This window comes from Bacillus sp. 41-22 (assembly GCF_025809295.1).
In the GTDB taxonomy this organism is placed as follows: domain Bacteria; phylum Bacillota; class Bacilli; order Bacillales; family Bacillaceae_G; genus Bacillus_A; species Bacillus_A mycoides.
In genome coordinates this window covers 3310827-3336683 of the sequence record NZ_CP084035.1, presented here as the reverse complement: position 1 = coordinate 3336683, position 25857 = coordinate 3310827, and the positions used below count along the sequence as shown (strand labels likewise).

Below are 25857 nucleotides of genomic sequence, written 5' to 3'. Positions count from 1 at the left end.
AAAGAAAAACTGCCTCCGTAGCTCTAGAAGGGAAGAGCGCCGGAAAACAGTGTAGAACCGGGTCGCAAGGCGAAGGTTTCAGAAGCACCGAAAAGCAAATAAGCTGAGACAGGTGAAACTCCTGTCGGTGAAATTCCGTAGGGAAGCGTGTTCCCCTTAGCCTATGCTTACGAAAGGAGTACGGGTTCGAATCCCGTCGGAGGCATATAGAAAACCGTATATTAAGAAATAGTTTGTCTTTGTTATACTCATTTAATGGTAAAATTAAAGTTAGGATATTTTATAGTGGGAAACAAAATGGAAGTGTTTTTAGTAGCCATCTTTTCAGCGACTATCATAATGATGACTGTTTTTGTTATAACAAAGGCTTGTTTTACGGGGTACAAGAGGAATGATATATCATTTCGGAAATTTATTTTTTTATTAAGTGTTTCAATTATGATAGGCTGTTTAGTATCATGGGTGTTACCATTTGGCTATGAAAAAATATTGGATTATATTAACTAAATAAGCGCATTTAAAAAGACCTTCTTAATTGAAGGTCTTTCATTTTTTAAAGTGCTTTTTCAGCTGTTGTCGTGTTGTAGTCTTTACTAACGTCAACTGATTGAACAAAATCAGGTCTTTGTGGTGCAGGAAGATCGGCATGACTTGCTTGATATGTAAATGAACTATTTATTCCAATAGACACAATACCAATAACAGATAATCCTAAAACGAGAGAACTAATTTTTTTAATCATTTTAGAGCTCCTTTCTCAAACGTTTTTTCTTTTGCTTGTAACGCTTTATGAAAATATTCACTCGCCTTTATATGATTATTTTCATCATAAAATTTAACAGCTAGTTTCTCTGAATACTCTTGAGTGTAGTTATATAAAGATTCTTTGTCGAAATAAGTAATTCCTTCAAGAATAATTTTTTCTAGATCTTCAGTTGACTCATTATTGTTAAATGAATTTAAATTTTTAAAATGAAGTATATATTCTTCATTATTTAGTTCTGTACAAACTTTTAATCCTTTTTTAATAAGTTCTTCCGCAATATTTATTTCACCAAGTTTAGAATGTTCTCTAGCTTGTAAAAAGGTCGCTTTAAAATGTGTAGGTATTTTTGTTGTAACTTCTGATAAATGTCGAATTGCTAGAGGAGAAAGGTTTTGACTTGCATAGAGCCAACCTAGATTATTGCGAACACTTAAAACTAAAGCATTCTCGTTGAATTTTTGTAAAATAGAAAGAGCAGAATTGAATTTTTCCTCTGCTTGTTCATATTGTTTTAAAAATACACATGAAGAACCAATTATGTTGTCACAAAGCGCTAATTTTATTTCAAATCCTTTTTCAGTAATGAAAATTTCTCTGGCTTTTGTTGCTTGCTGAATTGCTTCAATAGGTTTATAAAAATGTTGATTAAAGATAGCGAATCGATAATTGAATTCGGCTTCCTCTAATTTATCTGAAATATTGACTAATAGTTTCTCTGCCTTTTCATAATGTTTACTCGCTAAGTTATAATTTGTTGTTAAAGTAGCATAAATCGCTTTAAACAAATTATAGTAATAAGAAAGTGGATGATTAGATGAGATGGTATAAGAATCTATCTTATCAAAACTATCTTTAGTAATACTTAAACTAGCTGTTAAAATTTTATAGCGAAAATCTAGTAAGGAATAGTATAATGCTAAATTTTCGTCTTCTTTAAAATGTAGTTCCTTTTCCTCAATTTCATGCTTTAAATTCGTCGCCTGTGAAACATCTTGCTTTAGCATAGCTAAATACCAATCATTAAATAGTTTTGTAATTTGTTCATTACCTTGTAGTTGAACGTTCATGAAATCCCCTCACTTTTTGAATATTCTTATAAAACATATTATCAAAAATAATAATATTTAGAAATGGGGTTTTATATTTCTCAATATTTGTTTAGTGGATTTATTATTAAACAAATTGGAATAAAGTCAGTTTTGTTCTTTAGTTTAAGGGAGGGGAGTGTGGAATATAGTAAGGATAACTATAAGATGCTTCAGTCTATCTGTTTAAAAGGGAAGTGTATAAAAAAAGTGTGTTCACACAATTTGTATGAACACACCTTTTTACATATTAAACAATCACGTCCCACAAAAAGTACGATAAGGGCGATTAGACGGCACAGGAGGCGTGCAGTAATCCACTTGTTCTTGAGAATATTCATAAGGATTTGCTAAAGCTTGAAGAAGTTTCTCCATTACGCTATAGTCTCCATTTTTAACAGCTGCTTCTAGTGCTTCTTCTACTCTGTGGTTTCGAGGGATGATTACTGGGTTGTTATTTTTCATTAATTTGTATGCATCATCTTTCGATTCTTTTTGTCTTTCTAACCGAGATTGCCATAGCTCGTACCATTCTTTAAATTCAGGACTTTCAAATAAAGGTGCATTTTCTAATATATTGTCAGTTAATGCACGGAATGTATTTGTATAATCTGCTTTATATTTTTCCATTGCTTTTAAAAGTTTCTCAATAAGTGATTGATCTTGCTCTTCATTGCTAAATAGTCCTAATTTCTTCTTCGTTCCGAGGAACCAATTGTTTTCGTACTGCACACTGAACTTTGAAATTTCATCTTGTGCAATTTTTAGTGCTTCTTCTTCATCTTCATGTAGTATCGGTATTAAAGATTCAGCTAAACGTGCGAGATCCCATGCAGCCATATATGGTTGATTTCCGTATGCATAACGGCCTTGTGTGTCAATAGAGCTAAATACTGTTCCTTGATTATAACTATCCATAAAGGCACATGGACCGTAATCAATCGTTTCACCGCTAATCGTTATATTGTCAGTGTTCATTACGCCGTGAATGAAGCCAACGAGTTGCCATTTTGCGATAAGGCTTGCTTGTCTCTTAATGACTTCTTGTAGTAGTGCGACATATGGATTTTCAGTAGATTCAACCTCTGGATAATGTCTTTTTATCGTATAATCAGCTAAAGCTTTGAGATCTTCGATTGAGCCTCGAGCTGCGGCGTATTGGAATGTTCCAACGCGTATATGACTGCTTGCAACTCTAGTTAAAATAGCTCCAGGTAACTTCGTTTCGCGATAGATTGTTTCGCCAGTTGAGACTACTGCTAAACTGCGAGTAGTTGGAATATCAAGCGCGTACATCGCTTCACTAATAATATACTCACGTAGCATTGGACCGAGTGCAGCGCGACCATCACCACGGCGCGAATATGGAGTTGGACCGGAACCTTTCAATTGAATATCAAACCGTTCGCCTGAAGGAGTAATTTGTTCTCCAATTAAAAGGGCACGACCATCTCCTAACATGTTGAAATGACCAAATTGGTGCCCAGCATACGCTTGAGCTAGTGGATGAGCTCCTTCTGGAATAGTATTACCAGCTAAAATGGCGATTTCAGCGTCCTTTTTTAGTTCCTCAGGATTAAAGCCAAGAGATATTGCTAAAGAATTATTTAGTTTAATTAACTCCGGTGAGTGTACAGGAGTTGGGGGGATTTCTGTATAAAATGATTGTGGTAAAGTCGTATAACTATTATCTAAATTCCAACCTGCTTCATTATTTTTAGTCATTTTATCTCCTCCTTGTTTATTTTTTTATTATGTATTTGTACGTATGTATTCTTTGTAAAATTAGCTAAAAGTATAATATGATATTTCCCCTTGAAATCTATTGTAAGGACTTCATTGCACTATGTCTATTTAACAGCAAATAATAAAACTCCATTTTAAAAAAATGGAGTTTTATTATTATTTGATTTTTACAATTATCTTTCCTTTTGCTCTTCCAGACTCTGAATATTCCATTGCTTTTTGAGTATCTTCAAAAGGGAAAATGCGATCGATTATAGGTTTGATTTGTCCAGATTCAATATACTTTGCAATTATACGTAATTGATCTCCGCTTGGTTTCATAAACAAAAACGAATATTGAGCATTATGCTTTTTTTCAAGTGCAGTAAGTTTTTTGCTTGCTAATGAAAATAAGAGTGTTTTGAAAAATCCTGAACCAAATTCTTTACCGAAGCGAGCATTCGGCATTCCTGAAACGGAAACAATGTTCCCTTCGCTTTTTATAATATCGAATGATTTTTCAAGTGTTGTACCGCCAAGTGTATCAAATACCGCATCATAATTTTTCAGTATATCTTCAAACTTTTCTTTTTTGTAATTAATAATTTCATCTGCGCCAAGAGACTTTACTAAATTTTCACCAGCTTCACTAGCAGTTGTTGCAACAGTGGCACCCATTATTTTTGCTAACTGAATTGCGAAAGTACCAACACCGCCGGATCCAGCGTGAATCAAAATCTTTTGTCCTTTTTGTAATTGCATGATGTCATGTAATGCTTGATATGATGTTAAGCCAACGAGTGGAATCGACGCCGCTTCCTCGAAAGTTAAATTTTTCGGTTTTAAGGCTATATCATCTTCATGAATGGCTATATATTCCGCAAAAGTACCGATCTTATCTTTTCTTGGACGTGCATATATTTCATCACCAACTTTAAATTGAGTCACCTTTGTTCCGACTTTTACAATGACACCAGAAAAGTCATTACCAAGAATAAGGGGCATTTTATATTTAAGTAACAACTTCACTTTTCCATCGCGTATTTTAAAATCAATTGGGTTAATGCTAGCTGCATGAATTTCTGCGAGCACCTCATACTCATTTATTTCAGGGGTGGGCATCTCAGTCATACGCATTGGAACTTTCCCGTACTTATCAATCACCATTGCTCTCATTTCTTATACCTCCAAAGTTCAATAAAAGTTTTGCAGTAGCTTCTCAATATCTAATACAAGATTTTTTAATAATCCTAATTTTGTACGTATGTCAATATAATAAAAGTTCTTTGTACCTTCTTTACGCATTAAAATAATACCAGCTTCTCGTAAAATCTTAAGGTGATGTGATACTGCTGGTCGAGAAAGGTGTGTTTGTTTAGTGATTTCGCCAACACGTAATCCAGTTTGACATTCTGTTTTCATTAGAACTAACAAAATAGCTTGACGTGTTTCGTCACCAATTGCCACTAATACTTTTTGACAATTAATAAAATCTTCTTTAATAACATTTAATTGTTCTTGTTTATTCATTTCAATCACTATACCTCCAATAATTAGTCGAAAGGTTTAAGATGATGAACCATTACATCGATACGGTAATGCTACATGAATGTTGTATGAGCTGCAATATTGAGAAAGAAAATCGAGACGAATCAATTTGTACGTATAGAAAATAATGGAGTAGTTATTATAGGGAATAGAAAATAATGGAGTTGAACGGTAGGAAATGATTTAACAATGCGTTGTCTGCCGAGGATAAAGGGTAGCCATTTAACAATAAAATAAGCGGTCGTAACCTTGTATAATTTACAAGGTTACGACCGCTTATAATGTTTTTATTATTTTTGATGTCTATATCAGAGAATAGTTCAAAGTAAAGTAGGGCCTTCTTTTTTATTCTTTCATACACACACAAATTAAGTGACTTGTAGATGTATGAAAGGATAAAAGTAATTTGGGGCGTAATCTATCTATATGATAATTCAAAATGAAATATAAGTCTATATTTTTGTTGGTTTTTTGATTATATTTATGTCACTGAGCTCAGAAGAATATATGTGGAGGGAAAATGTATGGAATCGAAACATGTACCAGTTTTAATTGTTGGAGGGGGATTATCAGGATTATCGTCTGCATTATTTCTTGCGAAACATAACATTGATTATGTACTTATTGAAAGGCATCCGTCTACTGCGATTCATCCGAAAGCGGGTGGAATTACATTTCGCACAATGGAATTATTCCGAGAACTGGGTCTAGAAAAAGGAATTAGATTAGCTGGTAAAGCATTAGAGAATTGTCACGGGAGAATTGCAGTTCAAACAATAGCTGAGGTAAAGCATGAAGAGTTGGAACAAATAAGGGCGGCGCAGTATGAAAATAACGAAAATTTATTTCGTAAAGTGGAAGAGATTAGCCCATCAAAACAAACTGCTTGTTATCAAATTACTTTAGAGGAGATGATGTTACAAGAAGCACAGAGATTAGGCGGGAAGCTATCTTTTTATCATGAACTAGTTTCTTATGAGCAAAATGGAAACGGAGTAATAGCAACGATTCGAAATCGTAAAACGAAAGAAGAGAGCATGATTCATTGTGATTATGTAATTGCAGCAGATGGAGCGAAAAGTAAAATACGTGAACAGTTAGGTATTTTAACCGAGGGCCGTGGTACAATCGGTGGTTATTATATGAACATATATTTTGAAGCGGATTTGAGTGAATTTATTAAAGGAGACGCATTCGGTTTTACTATGATACTTCATCCAGAAGTAATTGGTGCGCTTATTCCAGTCGATAACGAAAGTAAATGGATTTATCATGTAGCTTATGATCCAGTAAAAGGGGAGCGACCAGAGGATTTCTCTATAGAACGCTGTAAACAAATTATTCAAACTGCAATTGGAAGTACGGATATTAAGCCAGAAATAGTAAGTGTTTTGCCGTGGGAAGCGAGTGAAAGTACAGCGGTAAAATTTCAGGACAATCGCATCTTTTTAGTTGGTGACTCGGCGCATATTATGCCGCCAACAGGAGGATTCGGTTCAAATACAGGAATACAAGATGCACATAATTTAGCTTGGAAATTAGCGGCTGTTATAAAAGGGAAAGCAAATCCAAAATTGTTAGAAACCTATCATGACGAGAGATATCCTGTTGCAAAATTAACGACGGACCATGCGAGTAGTATATTATTTCGTGCTGCGAATAGAGAGGAAGGTAATTTGAGTAATATGGATAGTTTAGCTGTCACTGCTGGTTATCAGTATTGCTCAGAAGCAATTATAGACGAATGTAACACACCGCATAGAATGAATATAGTTGATTTGAACGGACGCCCGGGAACGCGTGCGCCACATTTTTGGGGAACTTATGAAGGAAAAGAAGTTTCTATACTTGATCTATTTGGTAGCAACTTTGTGTTACTTACTGGAGCAGAGCCTAGTACTTGGACTGAAGCTGCAAATGTTGTTTCATCTGGATTAGGAGTAAAGATAAAAGTGTATCAGGTAGGTTTAACTGGTGATTTTATCCATCAAGGTAACTTTTTTAGAAAACTATACGGGATAGAAAATGGAGGAGCGGTAGTAATAAGACCAGATGGATTTATTGGATGGCGTACGGAAAATGAGGTAGTAAAGCCGGGTATATTACTTGAAGAGATAATGAATCGTTTATTATGTAATTAAATATAAAAACACCGCTTGTATTTCAAAAGCAGAAGAACCACTGAATTATGGTGGCTCTCATATAACAACTATTACTTCTCAAAAGAGTAAGCATCTTTTAAGTTACACGAATATGATGCCAGTATACGCTAATAAACTACCTCATAAGGATGAGGCAGAGAAAATAGCGATGGATGTAATGGAAAAGGTTGATCGACAATATGCAAAGGGCCTAACTTTGCTTCGTATAGAAAAACAAACGAGACATTATGTTGACGGGGGACAAACTGTGGAGTTTCCTGTTCTATGGATAAAGATGATGCATAATAACGGAAGTTTTAACTGGGTGACAATTGGTGGTGACGGACAAATCATTGAATTTGAGCGAGAAGTGCGCTGGGATTATATGATGAGTCGTCGCCAAACAGAAATGTGGTATTACGATGATTGGGTATTGGCACGCACCGGGGAAGGACCACAATTATTGCCGCCAGCTGCGTTGGCTTAATATGTTAAACAATATGTGTACAATGGTAGGCGTCTATGTGGGGGAATGAAAGAGGAAAAGTAATTTTAGTGTTATTTATGCATCATTAGAATATTCGGGAAGCCTTTATATTGGCTTCCCGATATTTTTTATGTTGAAAAAATATTATGCAAGATGTTGGTAATATACTACGTATTTTTCTAATCCTTCAATCTCTTTCTCGGGAGGTTCAATTCCACCTTTTCGGCCGTAGCAAACATTTCTCAAGTATTCGCCGAAAATCATAGAGCGACTTTTCTCATTTTCCATCCAATTATATCTATTAATTATAAAATCACCATCAAAACTTGTATCAAATGTATATGGAATACAAGTTATATGTTTTGGTAAATGTTTTTTTAATACTCTATATTGCCGGCCTGCTCCTAAGCTTTTACATACAAATAGTAAACTATTAATTGTTGTAAAATCAAAGATCTTCTTAGCTTCAATTACATTTGCGATAGAATGGAGAGAGTTTTTCTCGAAAATGATAGCATCTTCCGGTACACCGTGTTCAATTAACTTGTTAACAATTACTTCTGATTCTGATAAATCTCCATAATTCCAGTTTGGATGTTTCATTCCATGTAAACTAGTACCACCTGTGACGATAATTTGTGCACCTAAACCTTGTTGATAAGCATGTAAAGGAGCTTGCCAATTACCAGGATGGGAACCACCGAAAACGAAAATTGCATCACACTGTTGTGGTGTTGATTCTTTTAGGAAAGCGATTTCGGTTATTTCTTCAATTTGTTTTTTCGTAAGATGTGGGACTTCAGGGTATTTAGGGATTACCATATGAAAACCTCCTATATAGTGAAATGTTAAATTCATTATATAGCGATGTTGTTTAGTGGAAAAAGGGAAGTTTTTCATTTGACAGTTCCCCTTTTATGATAACTCTCCTATAAACAAAAGTTCTCCTTCATCATAAAATCCATCTTCATCCTTGATTATCTCTTGGAAATGCAATGTTTGGACACTGTTAGAAATTGATATTTTCCATTCATGCCCGAAGTCGGAAGCATTGGAGAGGGGAATCCATTTTTGAAATTCGTTATCTCTATTGAAAAAATTTTGAAAGTAGTCATCGTTTTTAAATATGATGATTTGTGAGTTCCATAAGCTTGCTATTTTGATCATAACAACGACTCGATATGTATTTGTATCGTTCGGTTTCATTGTCATTAATTGATTCGCTTGATTTAACAGGGTTTGAATGCACAATCGCTTTACTTTCCTAGGTGTTGTACTAGAATCGATAAAAGCTTGAGAGCCTGGTAAAGGCATATGCCAGTATTCATCGTTATAGAAAGTAGACGGAAATGCTTTAGTAGAGTCTTCAATTCTTTTTATAAGAGTTTTTGTTTTTCGTTTCATTCCGCGTATTTTTTTTCACGCATTGTTGATCATCTCCATAAATTTTTGCAAGGCAGCTGAGTGGAAAATATCTTTTCGAATAATAAAGGTAGTAGGAACCTTTCTAAAGTGATTTGGTAATGTATTTAAAGATAAACCATGTTCGTAATCTGGAATAATAGATTTCAGCATAATAGCCGTACCCATACCTGATTTTACACATGCAAGTATTGCTTCAATTGTTCCGAACTCTAGTATTCTTTTAGGTGAAATCCCTTCTTCTTGAAGCCAGTTTTCTAATAGTTTTCTGTAATAACATCCTTGACTAAAAGCGAGTAAATTCAGTTCTCCTATTGTTTTAAAGGAAGATAGAGGAGTCTTACTAATGAGAACGAGTTCTTCTTCTCGAAATAAAAGTGTATGAAGTTCAACATGCTGAATATTTCCAGCGATGAATGCTCCATCCAGTTGACGGTCTAAGACGAGTTGAGTTAACCGTTCGGTCGTATTTGTTTCTAAAATAAATTCGACTTCTGGATACTTTTCATAATAGGTCGTTAATATAGGCGGGAGACGAACGGCTGTTGTCGATTCTGTACACCCGATTTTTAACGTGCCTTTTGGCTCGGTTCCGTTACTTTGGACAGCTTGAATGGATTGATCGATTAGATGGATGATTTGTTTTGCATATGTTAATAAAATTTCTCCGTTAGAAGTTAAAGTAACGCCTTTTCCATTTCGATAAAATAAAGGCACACCTAACTCAATTTCTAGTTGTTTTATACGCATCGTTACACCTGATTGTACATAGTTTAAGTTTTTAGCAGCATGAGATATATTTCCTACTGTCGCAACTTCGTAAAAAACCGTTAAATCTTTTATGTCCATTTATTATCACCCCGAAAAAGGTATCAATTTTTTTGATGGATTCTATTATTAACACTTATTTTACATGATATCAGAACCTTCATACAATGAAAGGGATATGGGGGAGATAACGTTGATAAGTGAAGAAAAAATTGAAACGTACAGTAGTTCTAATAAATGGATCATGTTAACTTTGGCAACGGTAGCACAGGCAAGTGCAACACTTATAACATATGGAGTAGGGGTACTCGCTTTATTTTGGAAACAGAAATATGTACTTTCGAATATGCAGGTTGGGTTGTTAATAAGTTCTATAAATATTGGTCCGCTGTTTTGTATGCTTTTTGCCGGAAGGTTACTTGATCGATATAACGAAAGAATATTAATTGGAGCGAGCACTGTATTACTTGGCGGGGCGCTTTTACTTGCTCATATGGCAAGGGGCTTTATTGGGCTATTATTTGTCCTTCTTTTAATAGGAACTTTTTATAGCGTATCTCAGCCAGGGGGAAGTAAAGTAATCTTGAAATGGTTTCCGAAAGAAATGCGCGGATTAGCTATGGGAATACGGCAAGCTGGTATACCTATTGGCGGAGCGTTTGCAGGAGTAATAATCCCTTTGCTTACAATTAAATTTAGTTTGGCTTATACGATAAATGTAATTGCAACTATATGTATAATAGGCGGGTTATTGTTTTTCATATTTTATAAGGAATCGTGCGTACGAGAACACACGAGCCAAGAAAATGTAAGTATTTCTTTTTGGATGCAGTTAAAAAAGGTAATATGTAAAAAAGAGCTGTATCCAATTTTTATTACAGGTATTTGCATGATTTCTTTACAAATGATATTAGTCGGACATTTTATAAAATTTTTAGTCATTGAAAAATCGATAACACCTATTGTAGCAGGGAAAGTATTTTCAGTTATGCTAGTTGCAGGAATGATAGGCCGAATTATATTAGCTACAATAAGTGATACATATTACAAAGGTGATCGTCGTACACCTTTATTAATAACTGTATGTATATCTTTTTGCTTAATTTTCGTTGTTGTAATGAGTATAAACACAATGACACTTGAGGCATTGTTTGTGATGAGTGGACTGCTAGGATTCTTTGCGATCGGTTGGTTTAGTCTTTTTATGGTTGAAGTTGCTGAGTCTGCAAGTGAGGAATTGGTAGGTCTAACAGTGAGTTTTGCGCTTACACTTAATCAAATTGCTATTATCTTTGCACCTGCTTTGTTTGGTTATATAGTAGATGGAAAAGGCTACACATATGCATGGATGGGGATAGCTGCATTACTAAGCGTTTCAGTAGTGAGTTTATGTAAAAGTAAACGAATATTAAAAATGTAAATCTTTTATGAAGAAAATCTAAAGAAATGTCGTGAGAGTGACATTTCTTTTTTTATATGCTGTATAATCAATTTAGAAATGAGATTCGTTTTCATTAACGCTCATTTCCTCTTTTGAAATTACCTGTAATTTTAGCCATAATAAGCTGTTTTTCTTTTTCGTTACTTGCCCGATTTATTTTGTTTAAAAATTTTTCAGCATCATTTCCTTTTAAAATTGTAATCTATTTTACATAATATTCAATTAAAACTATATTGTTTTTTGTTACTCGATAATGAAACATCATATCATCTAAACGATTGCGCTTATCGGTCTTTTTCAAATTAACGCCTCCATTCTTGTTAATGTGTAACGAATGTTACATAAAAAATTAAAATTAAAGTTGGATGTATCCGATTGTAAGGTGGAAATTTTGTAAAAAAGAACTACAATAGAGAGTAGTTAAAATTTGAACGTTAGAAAAAGGAATCTAGTTTACTATGAGGAATAATAGAGTAGATAGATTATAAGATATTTAAAAACTAAAAGATATAGAATAGAATGGAAAAGTATAAAGTGAAACTAGATAAAAGAGGGTTCCCATATGTTTAAGAAATGGTTAATCGCTTTCTTTGTTTTTGCTATTTTTTGTGGGAGTGTCGCTGCACTCATACATGCAAATAAAGAAAAGAAATACAGTTTGAAGGCATTTTCAAATTTTGAGGATAAAGTTGGAAATGTTCAACCGAAAGTTGATGCGAATCAGCAAAAACGTTATGATATTGCAGCAACGAAACTCGATCAATATTTAAAAGATAAAGGATTTAACGGGACGGTTCTCGTAACGGATAAAAATAATGTGGTTTTACGAAAAGGCTACGGGTATGCGAATGTAAAAGATAAAGTTTTAACAACGCCAAGAACAAAATATCGCATCGGTTCCATAACGAAAACAGTAGTTGCAATATCTATATTACAGCTAAGAGAAAAAGGGAAATTGAATATTGAAGACAATGTAAATAAGTATATTCCATCGTTTCCAGCAGATAAAAACATTACGTTACGAAATTTGTTAACACATACGTCCGGGTTACCAGATCAGGGACAAGGTAGTGTTGATGCGGCATCACGTTTAAAGTTAGTAACGTGGATTGGAGCGCAAAAGTTGCAATTTCCTGCAGGGACAGGATGGAAATATACAGATTATAATTATATGGTACTTGCGTATATTGTAGAAAAGATATCGAATAAACCGCTTGCTGAATATGTGAAAGAAAACATTTTTACTCCTGTTGAAATGAATGAATCTGGTATGGGTGCAACTCTCCCTGAAGATATTTTCTTAGCAGAAGGTTACACGAAAAAAGATAATGAGTTAATAGCTACACCCCGCTTAAAAATGAACTGGCTGTATGGTTGTGGTGAAATGTATACGACCGTTGAAGATATGAAAAGATTAGATGAGGCTATTATGGATGGAAAGCTGATTTCTAAACAAAGCTTATCAGATATGTTTACAGTATCACCTGCGAGAAAATATGGATTTAGCTTCTATATTTACCCAGATTATTATCATAACCACGGTGTATTAGCTGGCTGGAACACTTTTAATAATTTTAACTGGGATAAAAGAACGTTTGTAATATTATTCTCTAACGTACAAAATGGTATGAATGATACATTTAATCAAGAGTTTAGGAAATTAGCGAATGATTTAATAGAAGGAAAATAATTATTTGAAAATCGGTATTGATATAAAATTATCAATACCGATTTTTTTATTTAGTGAACAAGCATGTATGAGAGGGGATTAGTATTAGAATAAATTTATGAAGGAAGTTAAATGATATGGATGTTAAATATAGGAAGTGTATTTTGTGAATGTCATCTATTTGTATTGAAATTATGTGATTATCATGCGGAAGAATAATTGGTAATTTTTACATTGATGAAAAAGCTTGAGCTTCACACTATGTTAAGCCTTACAGTATTGTAGACATGAACAGGAGGTTGAAAAATGAAAAAAATAGTAAAGTTTTGTTTAATAGCTACATTATCTACAACGATTATTAGTGGATGTTCTTTTGAAGGGAATAATGAAAATGCCAAAGGGAAAGAGAAAGAGGATAAAAAAGTAGAGGTACAGAAAAACGCTGGAAAATATACGATGCCGGATGAAAAAGATAAACATGAAGGTACATGGCTACAATGGCCTCATGAATACACATATGGTCAAGAGTATAAACAAGAAGTTGAACCTATTTGGATTAAGATGGCAAGTGCTTTAACTGAGGGTGAAAAAGTCCACATTGTTGCATATGATGAGGAAGAGAAAGAGCGAATCAATAAGCTTTTAATAGATAAGGGGCTGAATATGGATAAAGTTGATTTCTTTATCGCTCCTACTGATGATGTGTGGGCAAGAGATAGTGGACCGATTTTTGTTTATGACAATAATAAAAATCTAAAAATATTAGATCCAGCATTTAATGGTTGGGGAAAGAAAACTCCATATAAAAATGATGCCCGTATACGTGAGAATGTTAGTAAACAATTAGGGATTGAAAGAATTGATTGGGGGAAATTTGTCCTTGAAGGTGGCGCAATTGAATTAGACAGCAATGGGACTGCTTTATTAACTCGAAGCGCAGTAACGAATAAAAATAGAAATCCTGATTTATCAGAAGCGGAAATTGAAAAATATATAAGTGACCTTGGGGTGACAAACTTTATTTGGTTAGATGGAGTGCCTAATTTAGATATTACTGATTTTCATATTGATGGATTTGCTAAATTCCATGATAAATCTACAATCGTAACGATGGCAGAAGATGACTTGGCTGAATGGGGCTTGTCAAACAAAGATATGGATAAATTGTTAGATGCAAAAAATGCTTCAGGACAGAAATATAAGTACGAATACTTACCGCTTAGTAAAGATAAAGTTACTTTAGAAGGTGGAAAAACTCTAGATTATAAGGGGTCGTATATCAATTATTATGTTGGGAATACAGTTGTATTGGTTCCTAACTATAATGATCCAAATGACAAAATCGCAAACGATACGATTCAGAAATTATACCCGGATCGTAAAGTAGTGGGAATTGATGTGAGAGAGCTTTATAAAAATGGCGGAATGATCCATTGTGTGACACAGCAACAACCGATTCAATTGAAATAATCGATGATAGTTTCGTTATGTTGCTTTATAGACAAAATAGGTGAAATGCTATCTTTACTTATTTTGTCTTGTTTTAACATCTGTAACAAGGATATAATGTATAATTTTAATGTAACGATAATTAAATGAAAGTATATTGTCATTATTGGTTTATATGGAAAAGGAGAAAAATGTTTGTGGTAAAGAATTTTAAAAAAGTATTTTCGTTTTTCCCTATCGTTCTACAGTACATTATAAATGTAGCTTTGATCTGTTTGGGAATTGTTTTAAGTGTGTTTCTTATGAAAGAAGTCATTCAATTTATACAAGAACTTAAATTAAATAGTGAGGAATCTAGTTATCATTTAATTGATAGCATTGTCGTATTCTTTTTATATTTTGAATTCATCGTAATGATTATAAAGTATTTTCAAATGAACTTTCATTTTCCATTACGTTATTTTATATATATAGGTATTACGGCTATTATTCGTCTAATTATTATAGACCATGATAGTCCAATGGATTCATTGATATATGCTTGCGCGATTCTTGTATTAATTAGTGCTTTATTCATTGCAAATTCTAAAATAATGCGTCGTGATTTAGAAGAGTGAACGTTTGTTGTTTAAATCAAAAAAGATGTTTTATCTTTTGGTAAAAAGGAGTAACAGTATTGAAAGAAATAATCTTAACCAGTTTTATAATAATAGGGTTTATGATTCTACTATTTAATTGTATACTTTCATAATTTAAAAGAATAAAAGGTTAATAAGGAAAGAGGTTTTTGTAAATATGGTTCATTACAATAATCAAAATAGTTTACATCAAATATTTACATTAAAGGGAACAATTATAAGAGATATTTTCCCGCAAATTTTATTATATATATGTATTTCAACGATAGTAACTGTGATTAATTATTATTATGTAGAAATAAAAATTAATCAAACTCCTTGGGTAATTGTTGGAGGAGCTTTAGGTCTACTGTTAGTTTTTCGTACTAACACTGCCTATGATAGGTATTGGGAAGGTAGAAAGTTATTTGGCACGGTTGGTGCTTGTACTAGAAATTTGGCAGTTAGTTTTTTATGTTATTGGGAGTCTGAAGGGAAAAAGACGGATCAGGAAAAATTAAAATTTTTACATTTGTTAATTGCTTTTCCAAAGATAGCGAAAGGACATTTGAGAGACGAAAAAGATTTATCCGAAATAAAAGCATTGTTTGATATTTGTTCTGAGAAGGAAAAAGAAATGTTGGCTGAGTCTATTCATTTACCGATTAGTATAGTTTATATGTTAAAAACTATACTATCAAAAGGTTTGAAAACGGGTCAAATTCACCCAAATGCAATAATTAATATGGAAGCTGATTTGAATACTCTGCTTACGGCTGTGGGTGGATGTGATCGGATCAAAACAACGCCTATTCCTTTTGCATATTTTGCTCATATTAAAATTTTACTGCTCATATTTTGCGGGACTTTATCGATTGGTCTTGTTGATAGTCTTGGATGGTTTACAGTACTTGCAACTACGTTTATAAGTTTTGCATTTATAGGGATTGAAGCAATAGGAGTTGAAATTGAGGATCCATTTGGTCAAGATCCAAACGATCTGCCGCTAGAAGGGATTTGCATTGGTGTAGAAACGCATTTAGTGAATTTATATAATCAAAACGCTCTATTAGAAGTAATGGATTTGAATCTTGATAAAAAAATCATCTAATCCTTCATTGTGTACGACGATTAAAATTTAAAAATCTTGTCAAGAGTCAGTTTACGGCTTAACGACGTCTTTATATTTTTTATATAAATATATAATATTTCTCCGTGCTATAATCCATTCATGAAATGTGCACGTTTCAAAAATTGTAATGAAAAGAGAAATGAATTGGGGAATAGTTGGCTTATTGAAAACAGTTATTCAATCATTATTAAAAAGCGAGGTAAGTAATATGGAACAAAAACATAGTGGCATTATTTTTACTGCAATACCAGATGAATCGAATGAATATTATCGACCATTTTATGAAGACATTATTTATTTTAATGAATACTTAAATGAAAATAAAGCATTTACCGATCAACTTATATCTTTATCTGTTGAAGAGCAAGACTTTCATACAAACTTTTTTGAGTATGATGATATTTGGCTAAGAGATGTTGCACCAGTTGTAACAAATCATCTAGTTAAATTCAAATATCAACCGAATTATTTACCGAAAGATCAAGGACGATATTTAGATCAACAATTTAATAAATGGTTGAAAAAGAACGATTTTGAATATGTGACATCTCCATTGATATTAGACGGTGGAAATCTTATTTGGAATAAAAAAGATACCGTTATATTAACGGAACGCATATTTGATGATAATTATGATTGGACGGAAGAAGAAATTATAGAGCAACTGGAATGGGATTTAGATGTGAGTCGGGTTATTATTATTCCTGCTGAAGAGGGAGATGTACTTGCACACGCAGACGGGATGGTTAAATTTATTGATGAACATACAATGTTTATTAGTGATTTTTTAGGGGATCATGAATTTAGATATAAGGTTCAAGAGATTATTCAAGAGCAAATGCCAGAGGCTGAATTTATAGTTGTTCCTTCGTCATATACAGAGAAGGGTCAATACGATGAAGAGATAGCGTCAGCAAAAGGTTTATATATAAATATGTTAGAAACATGTGATACGCTTTATGTTCCTAAGTTTGGATTAGCTAAAGATGAGGAAGTTTTAAGATATATTCAACAGCATACTGAGAAACAAGTTATTCAAAGTCATGTAGGAGAAATATCGACAATGGGAGGCGCGATGAATTGTTTAACGTGGTATTGTCCTAGTCATTTGTTACCTTCAAAAATGAAAAGGCTGAACGATCAGAATGAAGGTTCTTCAATCAGAAAAATATTTGATTGGTTTTAATAAATAAGCTTATATATAAGAGAATGTATTCAAGGGGTATTTATATGTATACAATTACTGAGTTTTCGCGGATTTGTAAAATGAGTACACGGATGCTAAGGCATTATGATAAAGAGGAAATATTGAAACCAGCATATGTGAATCCGGTAAATGGATATAGATATTATGAGCAAGGGCAGCTTGAAATAGCGCTGAAAATTAAAAAGCTAAGGGAGTATAAGTTCCCTTTACCGAAAATCAAAATAATTCTTCAATCATCAGATCAAGATTCATTTATTAAACATATGCAATCACAAATTATAGAGTTGTCTCAAGAGGTGAAACAAAATTTACAGGTTATTTCAGAAATGAATGAAATGGTAAATATGAATCATGCTTTAAATACTGCTTGTCATAGAAATTACGATATATTTATTGGAATGAGAAATGAAATAACAGTAATTGCTCAAAGACTGCAAATAAATATAGATGATATGGATGATTATTTTTATGACTTATATGAAAAAGTACAAAAGCATAACTTACAAATGGTCGGTTCGCCCTCTACGGTCTTTTATGATGAAGAGTATATTCCAAATGAAAGTGATGTTGAATTAAGGATTCCGGTCATGCATGGGAACAATAAAGATGTAGTACAAGAATATGAAATAAAAAAATTAAATCCACATCAAATCGTTACTACTATGCATTATGGAAGTTATGACTATATAGGCTACGCTTATATTGCGTTAGAAAAATGGATTGAAAGAAATGGTTATGTAATAGATGGTTCACCATATGAGGTCTACATAAAGGGACCTGAATGTGATTGTTTAGTAGAGGAGTATGTGACACAAATTTGTTTTTTAGTTACGAAAATAGACTGAGAATAAGGATTGACATTAACATTATGTCAATCCTTATTCTATTTATGTAAGTAATTCATCATAATAAAAAGGAGAAAGAATATGAAAAGAACAATCATGATTATTTGTCTGATTCTAAGTATGACATGGGTTTCAGCGTGTACTCCTGGAGTAGGAGAAGGTGAGAATGGTAGCTTCGTTCTACCAAATCAGTTGCCAAAAAATGTAGTGTTTAAAAATGGTACAATCTATACTTCAAATGACAAGCAAGACATTGTAGAGGCTGTAGCCGTTAAAGAAGGGAAAATTACATTTGTTGGTTCAAACAAAGATGTAGAAGGATTTATAAATGAAGATACGAAAGTGGTGGATTTATAAGGACGTTTTATTCTTCCTGGTTTTGTGGACAATCACAATCATATATTTGAGGCGAAATCGCCAGCAGCAGGGAATTGTAGTGTTTCACCGGATGCTGCGCTGCAAGAACAACGCTCGTATTTAAAGGCTTGTAAAAAAGATGTGAAAGATGGCGAATGGATAAGCGGAACAGGATTTAGTTTGGAAGAGCTGTTAAAAGATATGGACGAAAAATCAGAACAACAAACGCCATTACAAGTTCTTGATGAGTTATTTCCTAATAACCCTGTATTAATTATGGAAAGAACTTCTCATTCTGTATGGGTTAACTCAAAAGCATTGGAAGTAGCGGGAATAAATAAAGAGACGAAAGATCCGCAAGGCGGAAGAATCATCCGGGATCCAGAAACAGGAGAACCTTTCGGGCTTCTGTATGATACAGCAGGGGATATCGTGATGGAAAAAGCATGGAATTCCCAGCCCAATCTCTTTGAAAAAAATTATGAAGGTTTGTTAGATGGTTTAGATGAGGTTGCGAAGAATGGTATTACTACAGTCGGCGATGGACGTCTTTATTGGAAACGAGGCTGGTTAGATGTTTGGAATAAAGTTAATGATGAGAAAAAGTTAACGTCGCGAGTAGTACTTCGTCCGTGGGTATATCCGAACTTAAATGAAGCAGAGCAAATGGAGTATTTCAAAAAAATTAAGCGTGATGATGTATCATCTAGAATGCTTATTAATCAAGTGAAGATGTATAGTGATGGAATTAGCATTAACAGCACAGCTAAAATACTAGAAAAATATAAATTTGAGTGGTTTAAAGGAACACCGTACGGTTTGAACTATATTCCAGAAGAAAAAATGAAGTGGTGGTTGAGTGAACTCAATAAAATTGGTTACGGTGCACTCATCCACACAATTGGAGATGGCGGAGTAAGAGAAAGTTTAAATGCAATTGAAGCAGCGAAAAAAGAAGGGGCGAATCAACCTTATACGCTTACACATGTGGAAATGGTAGAAGATAGTGATATAAATCGTTTTGCTAAGTTAGGTATTAGCGCTGATTTCCAAGTAGGTCATGATTTTGCAGAAGATCCTAAACAAAGCTGGGCAAGTGCGTATTTTACAAATCAACAGATGAAACGAATTATGCCGTTAGGACGCATTTGGAAAACAGGAGCAAATGTATCGCTTAGTAGTGATTGGGACGTAAACGAACTGAATCCACTTGTGATAATTTCGAATGCGTTAAGTATTGAAGAGAAAGGCTTATCTGATATATATGCAGCTATTGATGCTTATACAATTAAGCCCGCCAAAGCATTAGGTCTTGATAATATTACTGGTTCAATTGAAGTAGGTAAATCAGCCGATATGGTATTACTAAATGAAGATATTACTAAAATGAGTGCCGATAAGATTCCGAATGCGAAAGTTTTAGTGACGGTTTTACAAGGAGAAGTAGTGTATCACAAGGGAAAATAAAGAATCAGTTTATGAAGTAGTTAATATATTTCTGTTGACCTTAACACGATGTCAAAGTTTAGACTGAACTTACATTCGAAGAAGGGGTGAACACGTATGAGAAATATAGAAAATAGTTTGTTTTATATGCCTGCTGAGTGGGAAAATCATGAGGGGACATGGCTCCAATGGCCTCATGATAAAGCTCATAGAGGTGAAGGTTACAGATCTAAGCTAGATGATATTTGGGTAACGATGGCAAAGGAGCTTCATTACGGTGAGAATGTGCATATTGTTGTATTTGATGAGGAAGAAAAAGTACATGTACAATCGAAGTTAATTGAAGCGAATGTAGATATGGATAAAATTGATTTTTTAATTGAAGAAACGGATGATGTTTGGATAAGAGATAATGGACCGATCTTTGTAAAAGATAAGGAAGGCAATCTCTGTTTAACACACTGGGTATTTAATGGTTGGGGGGATAAATATCCGTATGAAAATGATGCTGTTATTCCGGAAAAAATAAGTGAAATGTATAGCATTCCAAAAGTTAAATCTAGTGTCTGTATAGAAGGTGGAGGAATAGAGATAAATGGAAATGGCACCTTAATGGCGGCAAAAACTTCTATTATAAATGAAAATCGAAATCCTACACTAAATCAGGAAGAGATTGAAATAGAGTTAACGAAGTATTTGGGAGTAACGAATTTTATATGGATAACTGGTATTCGCGGAGAGGATAATTATGATGAAGATACAGATTACCATATTGATGGGGCAGCGCGTTTTGTAAATGAAAATACAATTCTTTATGAATATGATCCTTTTGGGGAAGGAGAGTCGTACCTTTTGGAGGCGCAGGAAAAGCATTATCAAGAATTGCGACAAGCGAGAAATATAGATGGAAATCCATTTCAGCTCATACCAGTACCGGTGACAAGAAAAGTGGTAAAAGAGGCAGACTGTAAAGGCTCGTATTTGAACTTTTATATTGGAAATGAAGTTGTATTGGTTCCTATATACGGTGATGAACATGATAAGTTAGGACTTCAAATCATTGAAGGGCAGTTTCCAGGAAGAAGAATTGTCGGTGTTTATGTAAATGAACTGTATGCGTATGGTGGTATGATTCATTGTGTGACGCAGCAACAAGTGAATAAATGAAATGTATATTTTATATGAAAAAGCATGCAGATTCTATAATCTGCATGCTTTTTTCTATAATGCTGAAAACTCTTCAACAAGTTGGGTGAATCGATTTAATGCACTTTCAATCGGTTCTGGTGTAGTTAAATCAACGCCAGCTTTTTTCAGTAGGTTTAATGGATAGTCAGAACTTCCGCCTTTAAGGAATTCAATATAGTTTTTCTGAGCATTTGGATCACCGCTTAATAATTTATCGGCGATTTGAATGGCAGAAGCGAATCCAGTTGCGTATTTGTATACGTAAAATGGACGGTAGAAATGAGGGATTCTAGACCAGCCATATTTTACTTCTTCGTCAAATACGAGAGAGTCGCCATTATATTCTCTAAATAAGTTTTCGTAAATTTCACTAAAGACTTTGGCATTTAATGGTTTACCTTGTTCGGCCATTTCATGTGTGATTTTTTCAAATTCTGCAAACATGATTTGTGTAAAGAAAGTACCTTTAAAGCTATCGATAAAGTAGTTAATTAAATGATTACGTACGTTCGTTTCTTTTGCTTCTTTTAATAAATAATGAATTAATAACACTTCATTTACTGTAGAAGCGACTTCTGCAACAAAGATAGTATAGTGTGCAGAAATTCTTGGTTGGTATCCGTGTGAGTAATGCGTATGCATACCGTGCCCGCATTCATGAGTAAGGGTGAAAAGGCTATTTAAATCATCATGATGATTTAAAAGAATGAAAGGATGAACACCGTATACACCAAAGTTATAAGCGCCAGAACGTTTTCCTGGTGTTTCTCTCACATCTATATAGCGTTTATCTTTAAAGTTTTTTAATGTTTCGATATATTCTTTACCTAAAGGAGCTAGTGACGCGATCATTATATCAAACGCTTCGTCGTATGTAATGTCTTGTTTTACACCTTTTACTAAATCAACACTCAAGTCGTATTGTCTTAGTTCATCTACATTTAATTTTTCTTTTCTAAGTTCATTATACGTATGTAATGATTGAATGTTTTTTTTCGTTGTCTCAATTAAATTTTCATATACTTCTTTCGGAACCATGTCGCCAAATAATGATTTTTCTAAAGCTGATGGATATTTTCGTAGCTTTGAGACAGTAACATTGTTTTTAATAGCTGCGGACAAAGTAGAAGCGATAGAATTCTTTAATTGAACGTATGGTTTGTAATAAGCTTTATAGGCTTCTTCACGTTTCTCACGATTCTCATCTTCTATTAGCTTTGAATACATTCCACGTGTTAAATTTACTTTTTCTCCATCATCAGTAGTCACTTCACCAAAAATTATATCTGCATTATTTAACATGCCAAATGTATGCTGCGGGGAGGAGAGTGCTTCACCCATTTGTGATAAAATCTCTTCTTGGTCTTTATTCAAAACGTGTTTTTTATAACGGTATAGCTCAAATAAGTCTTCTTTATAATAGTGTAAGCCTTCGGTTTCTTCTATGTAAGAATATAATGTGTTTTCATCTACGCTAAGTAAGAATGGAGAAAAGAAAGATTTAGCCGCACTTACTTTCACGTGTAATTGTGATACTTTGTCGACAAGGGATTGAGCGTCAGTATCGCGTGTATCAAGATCAGATTGTAATCGTGCATAAGCGAACATTAAAGATATTATGCTAGATATTTCTTCACTCTTTGTTAAATAAGCTAATAAACTATTGCCGTCATGAATATTTCCATTAAACTTGTGTAATTCATTCGTTAATACTTCAATTTTATGAAAATCGCTTTCCCAATCTTCAATTGTATGATAAATATCCGTTAAATCCCATTTTTCTTTATCAGCTACTTGTAGTCGATCTTTAAGTTCAGTCATAATCATTTCCTTTCTAAATATGTAGTTATATTCCTATATAACTATGAAATACAACAAATTGCAAAAAATCCCTGCTGGAAAATGAAAAGCCTTGCCGGAAATGGCGAGGCTTTAAAAGTTATAATGTAATGCCGAACGTTGAATGAAGGAGGTTTGTATATTGCTCTTTTGTAATTGTTTCTTTTGTTTTATTTCTATTTTTCGTTACTGTAAGGCTATCTTTTGTTAATGATGCGTGCCCGTCATGAGTAAGTTTTACAACAAGAGGTACTTTGTTAAATGGTGAACCTTCATGTTCAACAATAATTTTTTGTGCTGCATTTGCTTTCGTTTCATCCACTTCTTCCAAGTAAAATGCATAACCTACTGTCCAATCATCAGTAGAAGATTGATCTAGAAACTCATTGCTTTTACGCATTTCTAAAATATAATTACCTTTTTCAGTCGTTTCTTTACGAATACGATAGTCGCCTGTTACAGAATGAACGATCTCACCTGAGAAAGGAACAGGGGAAAGGGGTAAATATGATCCGAAACCTACTTCAATTAAGTAAAGTTCATTATGATGTTGTAAAACAGTTGCGATATGCCCTGAATCTACAGCCCATATAGAATTTGCAGCGTTATAAACTGTTCCTGAAACGAGATGGACATCGAATTTAGAGTCTTTAAGGAAGTAATACATAGCCGGATTCAATTCATAACAAAGGCCGCCACGGTTGTTTATTAAAATTTTTTCTTTTAGATTTTCTTTTGATATTTCTTTAAAGTTGTTTTCGAGAATATTTAAGTTTTCAAAAGGGACAGTTTGTGCCATTGCGTACATAATGTTAGGTAAATCTTCAAATGAAACTTTGTGTTTTTCTTCTATATTTAATCTTGCAAAAAATTGTTTTTGAAAGTCGGTCATAGAAATCCCTCCGTTATGCTTTTATAGATAAATTGTAAACAATTTTGAATCCGATGTGAATTTTAAACTATATGGGGTACTTGTGGAATAGTTGAATTCATATTTTGAAAAATAATGTGAGAGATTAAAAGATTGTTACTTTACTAACTGTAGAACGAATATTATAATAACTTTAATAAATTATGCAAACGTTTTCTTGAAAGGGATGGTGTAAATATGTTGAAAAGGATTACGGTAGTCTGTTTATTGTTTATTTTGCTTTTTCCTAATATATATGAGGGAAATAAGGCAGAAGCAGCAACAGTGAACAATGGAACATTAATGCAGTATTTTGAGTGGTACGCTCCGAATGATGGGAATCATTGGAATCGTTTGCGTTCCGATGCTGAAAGTTTAGCTCATAAAGGAATCACATCTGTATGGATACCACCTGCATATAAAGGGACTTCGCAAAATGATGTAGGGTATGGGGCCTATGATTTATATGATTTAGGGGAGTTCAATCAAAAAGGAACGGTGCGGACGAAATATGGGACAAAAGCACAGTTGAAATCTGCAATTGACGCTTTACATAAGCAAAACATCGACGTATACGGTGATGTAGTTATGAATCATAAAGGTGGGGCTGATTATACTGAAACCGTAACAGCTGTTGAGGTAGACCGTAACAATCGAAATATTGAAGTATCAGGTGATTATCAAATTAGTGCATGGACGGGGTTTAATTTTCCAGGGCGCGGAGATGCTTATTCTAATTTCAAATGGAAATGGTATCATTTTGACGGAACGGATTGGGATGAAGGAAGGAAATTAAATCGAATTTATAAATTTAGGGGTGTAGATAAAGCGTGGGATTGGGAAGTGTCTAGCGAAAATGGAAATTATGATTATTTGATGTATGCAGATCTTGATTTTGATCATCCTGATGTTGCGAATGAGATGAAAAATTGGGGAACATGGTATGCGAATGAATTAAATTTAGATGGCTTTCGTTTGGACGCTGTTAAACATATTGATCATGAATATTTACGCGATTGGGTAAATCATGCCAGACAGCAAACGGGGAAAGAAATGTTTACAGTAGCTGAATATTGGCAAAATGATGTTCAGGCTTTAAACAATTATTTAGCGAAAGTCAATTATAATCAATCTGTGTTTGATGCACCGCTTCATTACAATTTTCATTATGCTTCAACAGGAAATGGGAATTATGATATGAGAAATATTTTAAATGGAACAGTAATGAAAAATCACCCTGCACTCGCAGTTACTCTCGTTGAGAATCATGATTCTCAGCCTGGGCAGTCATTGGAATCTGTAGTAAGTCCGTGGTTTAAGCCGCTGGCATATGCATTTATTTTAACTCGTGCAGAGGGCTATCCTTCAGTTTTCTATGGTGATTACTATGGGACAAGCGGAAATAGTAGTTATGAAATTCCAGCGTTAAAAGATAAAATTGATCCAATTTTGACGGCACGAAAAAACTTTGCATATGGTACGCAGCGTGATTATTTAGACCATCCAGATGTGATTGGCTGGACAAGAGAAGGCGATGGTGTACATGCTAATTCTGGTTTAGCGACATTACTCTCGGACGGACCAGGAGGATCAAAGTGGATGGATGTTGGAAAGAATAACGCTGGGGAAGTATGGTACGATATTACGGGTAATCAAACAAATACTGTAACAATTAATAAGGACGGATGGGGGCAATTCCATGTAAGTGGAGGCTCAGTTTCCATATATGTTCAGCGGTAAATTGGTGATGAAAAGAAGAGGTAGACTGAAATATAAGTTTCCTCTTCTTTTTACATTGATATCATTCCTAAATCT

22 protein-coding genes and 2 pseudogenes are annotated in these 25857 nt (G+C 33.8%); 13 read left to right on the top strand and 11 right to left on the bottom strand.

The features are described 5' to 3' along the window. Positions 1-297: 297 nt before the first annotated feature. Positions 298-507, top strand: coding sequence for a hypothetical protein (locus tag LCF45_RS27070; RefSeq protein WP_016120604.1), 210 nt, complete (start codon positions 298-300; stop codon positions 505-507). A 46-nt stretch (positions 508-553) separates the two neighbouring features. Here the strand turns inward: LCF45_RS27070 and LCF45_RS17035 are convergent, their stop codons facing one another. The 5 genes from LCF45_RS17035 to LCF45_RS17015 all read right to left on the bottom strand — a co-directional run bounded on the left by LCF45_RS17035 (position 554) and on the right by LCF45_RS17015 (position 5115). Further along, positions 554-742 (bottom strand): Phr family secreted Rap phosphatase inhibitor, encoded by a 189-nt coding sequence (locus LCF45_RS17035; RefSeq protein ID WP_000592011.1) that lies wholly within the window; start codon positions 740-742, stop codon positions 554-556. Continuing rightward, positions 739-1833, bottom strand: a complete 1095-nt coding sequence (locus LCF45_RS17030; protein WP_001102705.1) for a response regulator aspartate phosphatase — start codon at positions 1831-1833, stop codon at positions 739-741. The genes LCF45_RS17035 and LCF45_RS17030 overlap by 4 nt, the downstream gene beginning before the upstream one ends. 276 nt (positions 1834-2109) lie before the next feature. Beyond that, complete coding sequence (locus tag LCF45_RS17025) at positions 2110-3576, bottom strand: protein adenylyltransferase SelO (RefSeq protein WP_263892999.1); 1467 nt, start codon at positions 3574-3576, stop codon at positions 2110-2112. 177 nt (positions 3577-3753) lie between these two features. Further along, positions 3754-4752, bottom strand: coding sequence for an NADP-dependent oxidoreductase (locus tag LCF45_RS17020; protein WP_002190327.1), 999 nt, complete (start codon positions 4750-4752; stop codon positions 3754-3756). Between the two features lie 18 nt (positions 4753-4770). Further along, a complete protein-coding gene (locus tag LCF45_RS17015) occupies positions 4771-5115 on the bottom strand; it encodes an ArsR/SmtB family transcription factor (RefSeq protein WP_002033417.1) in 345 nt (114 codons plus the stop codon). 533 nt (positions 5116-5648) lie between these two features. On the opposite strand from LCF45_RS17015, the gene LCF45_RS17010 reads away from it, so the two are divergent. Together LCF45_RS17010 and LCF45_RS17005 are read left to right on the top strand one after the other, a co-directional pair. Beyond that, a complete protein-coding gene (locus LCF45_RS17010; RefSeq protein WP_078203392.1) occupies positions 5649-7265 on the top strand; it encodes an FAD-dependent oxidoreductase in 1617 nt (538 codons plus the stop codon). Between the two features lie 112 nt (positions 7266-7377). After that, complete coding sequence (locus LCF45_RS17005; RefSeq protein ID WP_233147358.1) at positions 7378-7752, top strand: hypothetical protein; 375 nt, start codon at positions 7378-7380, stop codon at positions 7750-7752. A 144-nt stretch (positions 7753-7896) separates the two neighbouring features. Here the strand turns inward: LCF45_RS17005 and LCF45_RS17000 are convergent, their stop codons facing one another. The 3 genes from LCF45_RS17000 to LCF45_RS16990 form a co-directional block, all read right to left on the bottom strand. After that, a complete protein-coding gene (locus tag LCF45_RS17000; protein WP_002167869.1) occupies positions 7897-8574 on the bottom strand; it encodes a YdcF family protein in 678 nt (225 codons plus the stop codon). A 93-nt stretch (positions 8575-8667) separates the two neighbouring features. Then, entirely contained in the window at positions 8668-9156 is a 489-nt protein-coding gene (locus LCF45_RS16995; RefSeq protein WP_033729923.1) for a DUF3916 domain-containing protein, read from the bottom strand. 15 nt (positions 9157-9171) lie between these two features. Further along, positions 9172-10023, bottom strand: a complete 852-nt coding sequence (locus LCF45_RS16990; protein WP_002167871.1) for a LysR family transcriptional regulator — start codon at positions 10021-10023, stop codon at positions 9172-9174. A 112-nt stretch (positions 10024-10135) separates the two neighbouring features. On the opposite strand from LCF45_RS16990, the gene LCF45_RS16985 reads away from it, so the two are divergent. Continuing rightward, the gene (locus LCF45_RS16985) at positions 10136-11362 is read left to right on the top strand and encodes an MFS transporter (RefSeq protein ID WP_063225727.1); all 1227 of its coding nucleotides are present in this window, start codon (positions 10136-10138) and stop codon (positions 11360-11362) included. 94 nt (positions 11363-11456) lie between these two features. Here the strand turns inward: LCF45_RS16985 and LCF45_RS16980 are convergent. Further along, positions 11457-11684, bottom strand: a pseudogene (locus tag LCF45_RS16980) (hypothetical protein). 261 nt (positions 11685-11945) lie between these two features. Here LCF45_RS16980 and LCF45_RS16975 point away from each other — a divergent pair. The 8 genes and pseudogenes from LCF45_RS16975 to LCF45_RS16940 all read left to right on the top strand — a co-directional run bounded on the left by LCF45_RS16975 (position 11946) and on the right by LCF45_RS16940 (position 21272). Continuing rightward, entirely contained in the window at positions 11946-13073 is a 1128-nt protein-coding gene (locus LCF45_RS16975; protein ID WP_002128430.1) for a serine hydrolase domain-containing protein, read from the top strand. Between the two features lie 285 nt (positions 13074-13358). After that, positions 13359-14522, top strand: coding sequence for an agmatine deiminase family protein (locus tag LCF45_RS16970; protein WP_002167874.1), 1164 nt, complete (start codon positions 13359-13361; stop codon positions 14520-14522). Positions 14523-14698: 176 nt separating this feature from the next. After that, positions 14699-15118: a phosphate-starvation-inducible protein PsiE gene (psiE, locus tag LCF45_RS16965; RefSeq protein WP_016120597.1), complete on the top strand. Its 420-nt coding sequence runs from the start codon at positions 14699-14701 to the stop codon at positions 15116-15118. 178 nt (positions 15119-15296) lie between these two features. Next, positions 15297-16229, top strand: a complete 933-nt coding sequence (locus LCF45_RS16960) for a bestrophin family protein (protein ID WP_088044880.1) — start codon at positions 15297-15299, stop codon at positions 16227-16229. Positions 16230-16458: 229 nt separating this feature from the next. Beyond that, a complete protein-coding gene (locus LCF45_RS16955; RefSeq protein WP_002128426.1) occupies positions 16459-17436 on the top strand; it encodes an agmatine deiminase family protein in 978 nt (325 codons plus the stop codon). A gap of 44 nt (positions 17437-17480) precedes the next feature. After that, positions 17481-18302: a MerR family transcriptional regulator gene (locus tag LCF45_RS16950; protein ID WP_002167877.1), complete on the top strand. Its 822-nt coding sequence runs from the start codon at positions 17481-17483 to the stop codon at positions 18300-18302. 81 nt (positions 18303-18383) lie between these two features. Continuing rightward, positions 18384-20126 (top strand): annotated as a pseudogene (locus tag LCF45_RS16945) (amidohydrolase). 96 nt (positions 20127-20222) lie between these two features. Further along, positions 20223-21272, top strand: a complete 1050-nt coding sequence (locus tag LCF45_RS16940) for an agmatine deiminase family protein (protein ID WP_002128422.1) — start codon at positions 20223-20225, stop codon at positions 21270-21272. A 54-nt stretch (positions 21273-21326) separates the two neighbouring features. Here LCF45_RS16940 and pepF read toward each other — a convergent pair whose 3' ends face one another. Both pepF and LCF45_RS16930 read right to left on the bottom strand, forming a co-directional pair. After that, the gene (pepF, locus tag LCF45_RS16935) at positions 21327-23114 is read right to left on the bottom strand and encodes an oligoendopeptidase F (protein WP_050000670.1); all 1788 of its coding nucleotides are present in this window, start codon (positions 23112-23114) and stop codon (positions 21327-21329) included. A gap of 118 nt (positions 23115-23232) precedes the next feature. After that, on the bottom strand, positions 23233-24024 hold the full coding sequence (locus LCF45_RS16930) for an arylamine N-acetyltransferase family protein (protein ID WP_002033438.1): 792 nt from the start codon (positions 24022-24024) through the stop codon (positions 23233-23235). A gap of 216 nt (positions 24025-24240) precedes the next feature. On the opposite strand from LCF45_RS16930, the gene amyS reads away from it, so the two are divergent. Further along, positions 24241-25782 (top strand): alpha-amylase, encoded by a 1542-nt coding sequence (gene amyS, locus LCF45_RS16925; protein ID WP_033729931.1) that lies wholly within the window; start codon positions 24241-24243, stop codon positions 25780-25782. Positions 25783-25857 lie beyond the last annotated feature (75 nt).

Bases quoted from the DNA above. Each gene is read 5' to 3' on its own strand.
- LCF45_RS27070 (WP_016120604.1), top strand. From the start codon at position 298: ATGGAAGTGTTTTTAGTAGCCATCTTTTCAGCGACTATCATAATGATG.
- LCF45_RS17035 (WP_000592011.1), bottom strand. From the start codon at position 742: ATGATTAAAAAAATTAGTTCTCTCGTTTTAGGATTATCTGTTATTGGT.
- LCF45_RS17030 (WP_001102705.1), bottom strand. From the start codon at position 1,833: ATGAACGTTCAACTACAAGGTAATGAACAAATTACAAAACTATTTAAT.
- LCF45_RS17025 (WP_263892999.1), bottom strand. From the start codon at position 3,576: ATGACTAAAAATAATGAAGCAGGTTGGAATTTAGATAATAGTTATACG.
- LCF45_RS17020 (WP_002190327.1), bottom strand. From the start codon at position 4,752: ATGAGAGCAATGGTGATTGATAAGTACGGGAAAGTTCCAATGCGTATG.
- LCF45_RS17010 (WP_078203392.1), top strand. From the start codon at position 5,649: ATGGAATCGAAACATGTACCAGTTTTAATTGTTGGAGGGGGATTATCA.
- LCF45_RS17005 (WP_233147358.1), top strand. From the start codon at position 7,378: ATGATGCCAGTATACGCTAATAAACTACCTCATAAGGATGAGGCAGAG.
- LCF45_RS17000 (WP_002167869.1), bottom strand. From the start codon at position 8,574: ATGGTAATCCCTAAATACCCTGAAGTCCCACATCTTACGAAAAAACAA.
- LCF45_RS16995 (WP_033729923.1), bottom strand. From the start codon at position 9,156: ATGAAACGAAAAACAAAAACTCTTATAAAAAGAATTGAAGACTCTACT.
- LCF45_RS16990 (WP_002167871.1), bottom strand. From the start codon at position 10,023: ATGGACATAAAAGATTTAACGGTTTTTTACGAAGTTGCGACAGTAGGA.
- LCF45_RS16975 (WP_002128430.1), top strand. From the start codon at position 11,946: ATGTTTAAGAAATGGTTAATCGCTTTCTTTGTTTTTGCTATTTTTTGT.
- LCF45_RS16970 (WP_002167874.1), top strand. From the start codon at position 13,359: ATGAAAAAAATAGTAAAGTTTTGTTTAATAGCTACATTATCTACAACG.
- LCF45_RS16960 (WP_088044880.1), top strand. From the start codon at position 15,297: ATGGTTCATTACAATAATCAAAATAGTTTACATCAAATATTTACATTA.
- LCF45_RS16955 (WP_002128426.1), top strand. From the start codon at position 16,459: ATGGAACAAAAACATAGTGGCATTATTTTTACTGCAATACCAGATGAA.
- LCF45_RS16950 (WP_002167877.1), top strand. From the start codon at position 17,481: ATGTATACAATTACTGAGTTTTCGCGGATTTGTAAAATGAGTACACGG.
- LCF45_RS16940 (WP_002128422.1), top strand. From the start codon at position 20,223: ATGAGAAATATAGAAAATAGTTTGTTTTATATGCCTGCTGAGTGGGAA.
- pepF (WP_050000670.1), bottom strand. From the start codon at position 23,114: ATGACTGAACTTAAAGATCGACTACAAGTAGCTGATAAAGAAAAATGG.
- LCF45_RS16930 (WP_002033438.1), bottom strand. From the start codon at position 24,024: ATGACCGACTTTCAAAAACAATTTTTTGCAAGATTAAATATAGAAGAA.
- amyS (WP_033729931.1), top strand. From the start codon at position 24,241: ATGTTGAAAAGGATTACGGTAGTCTGTTTATTGTTTATTTTGCTTTTT.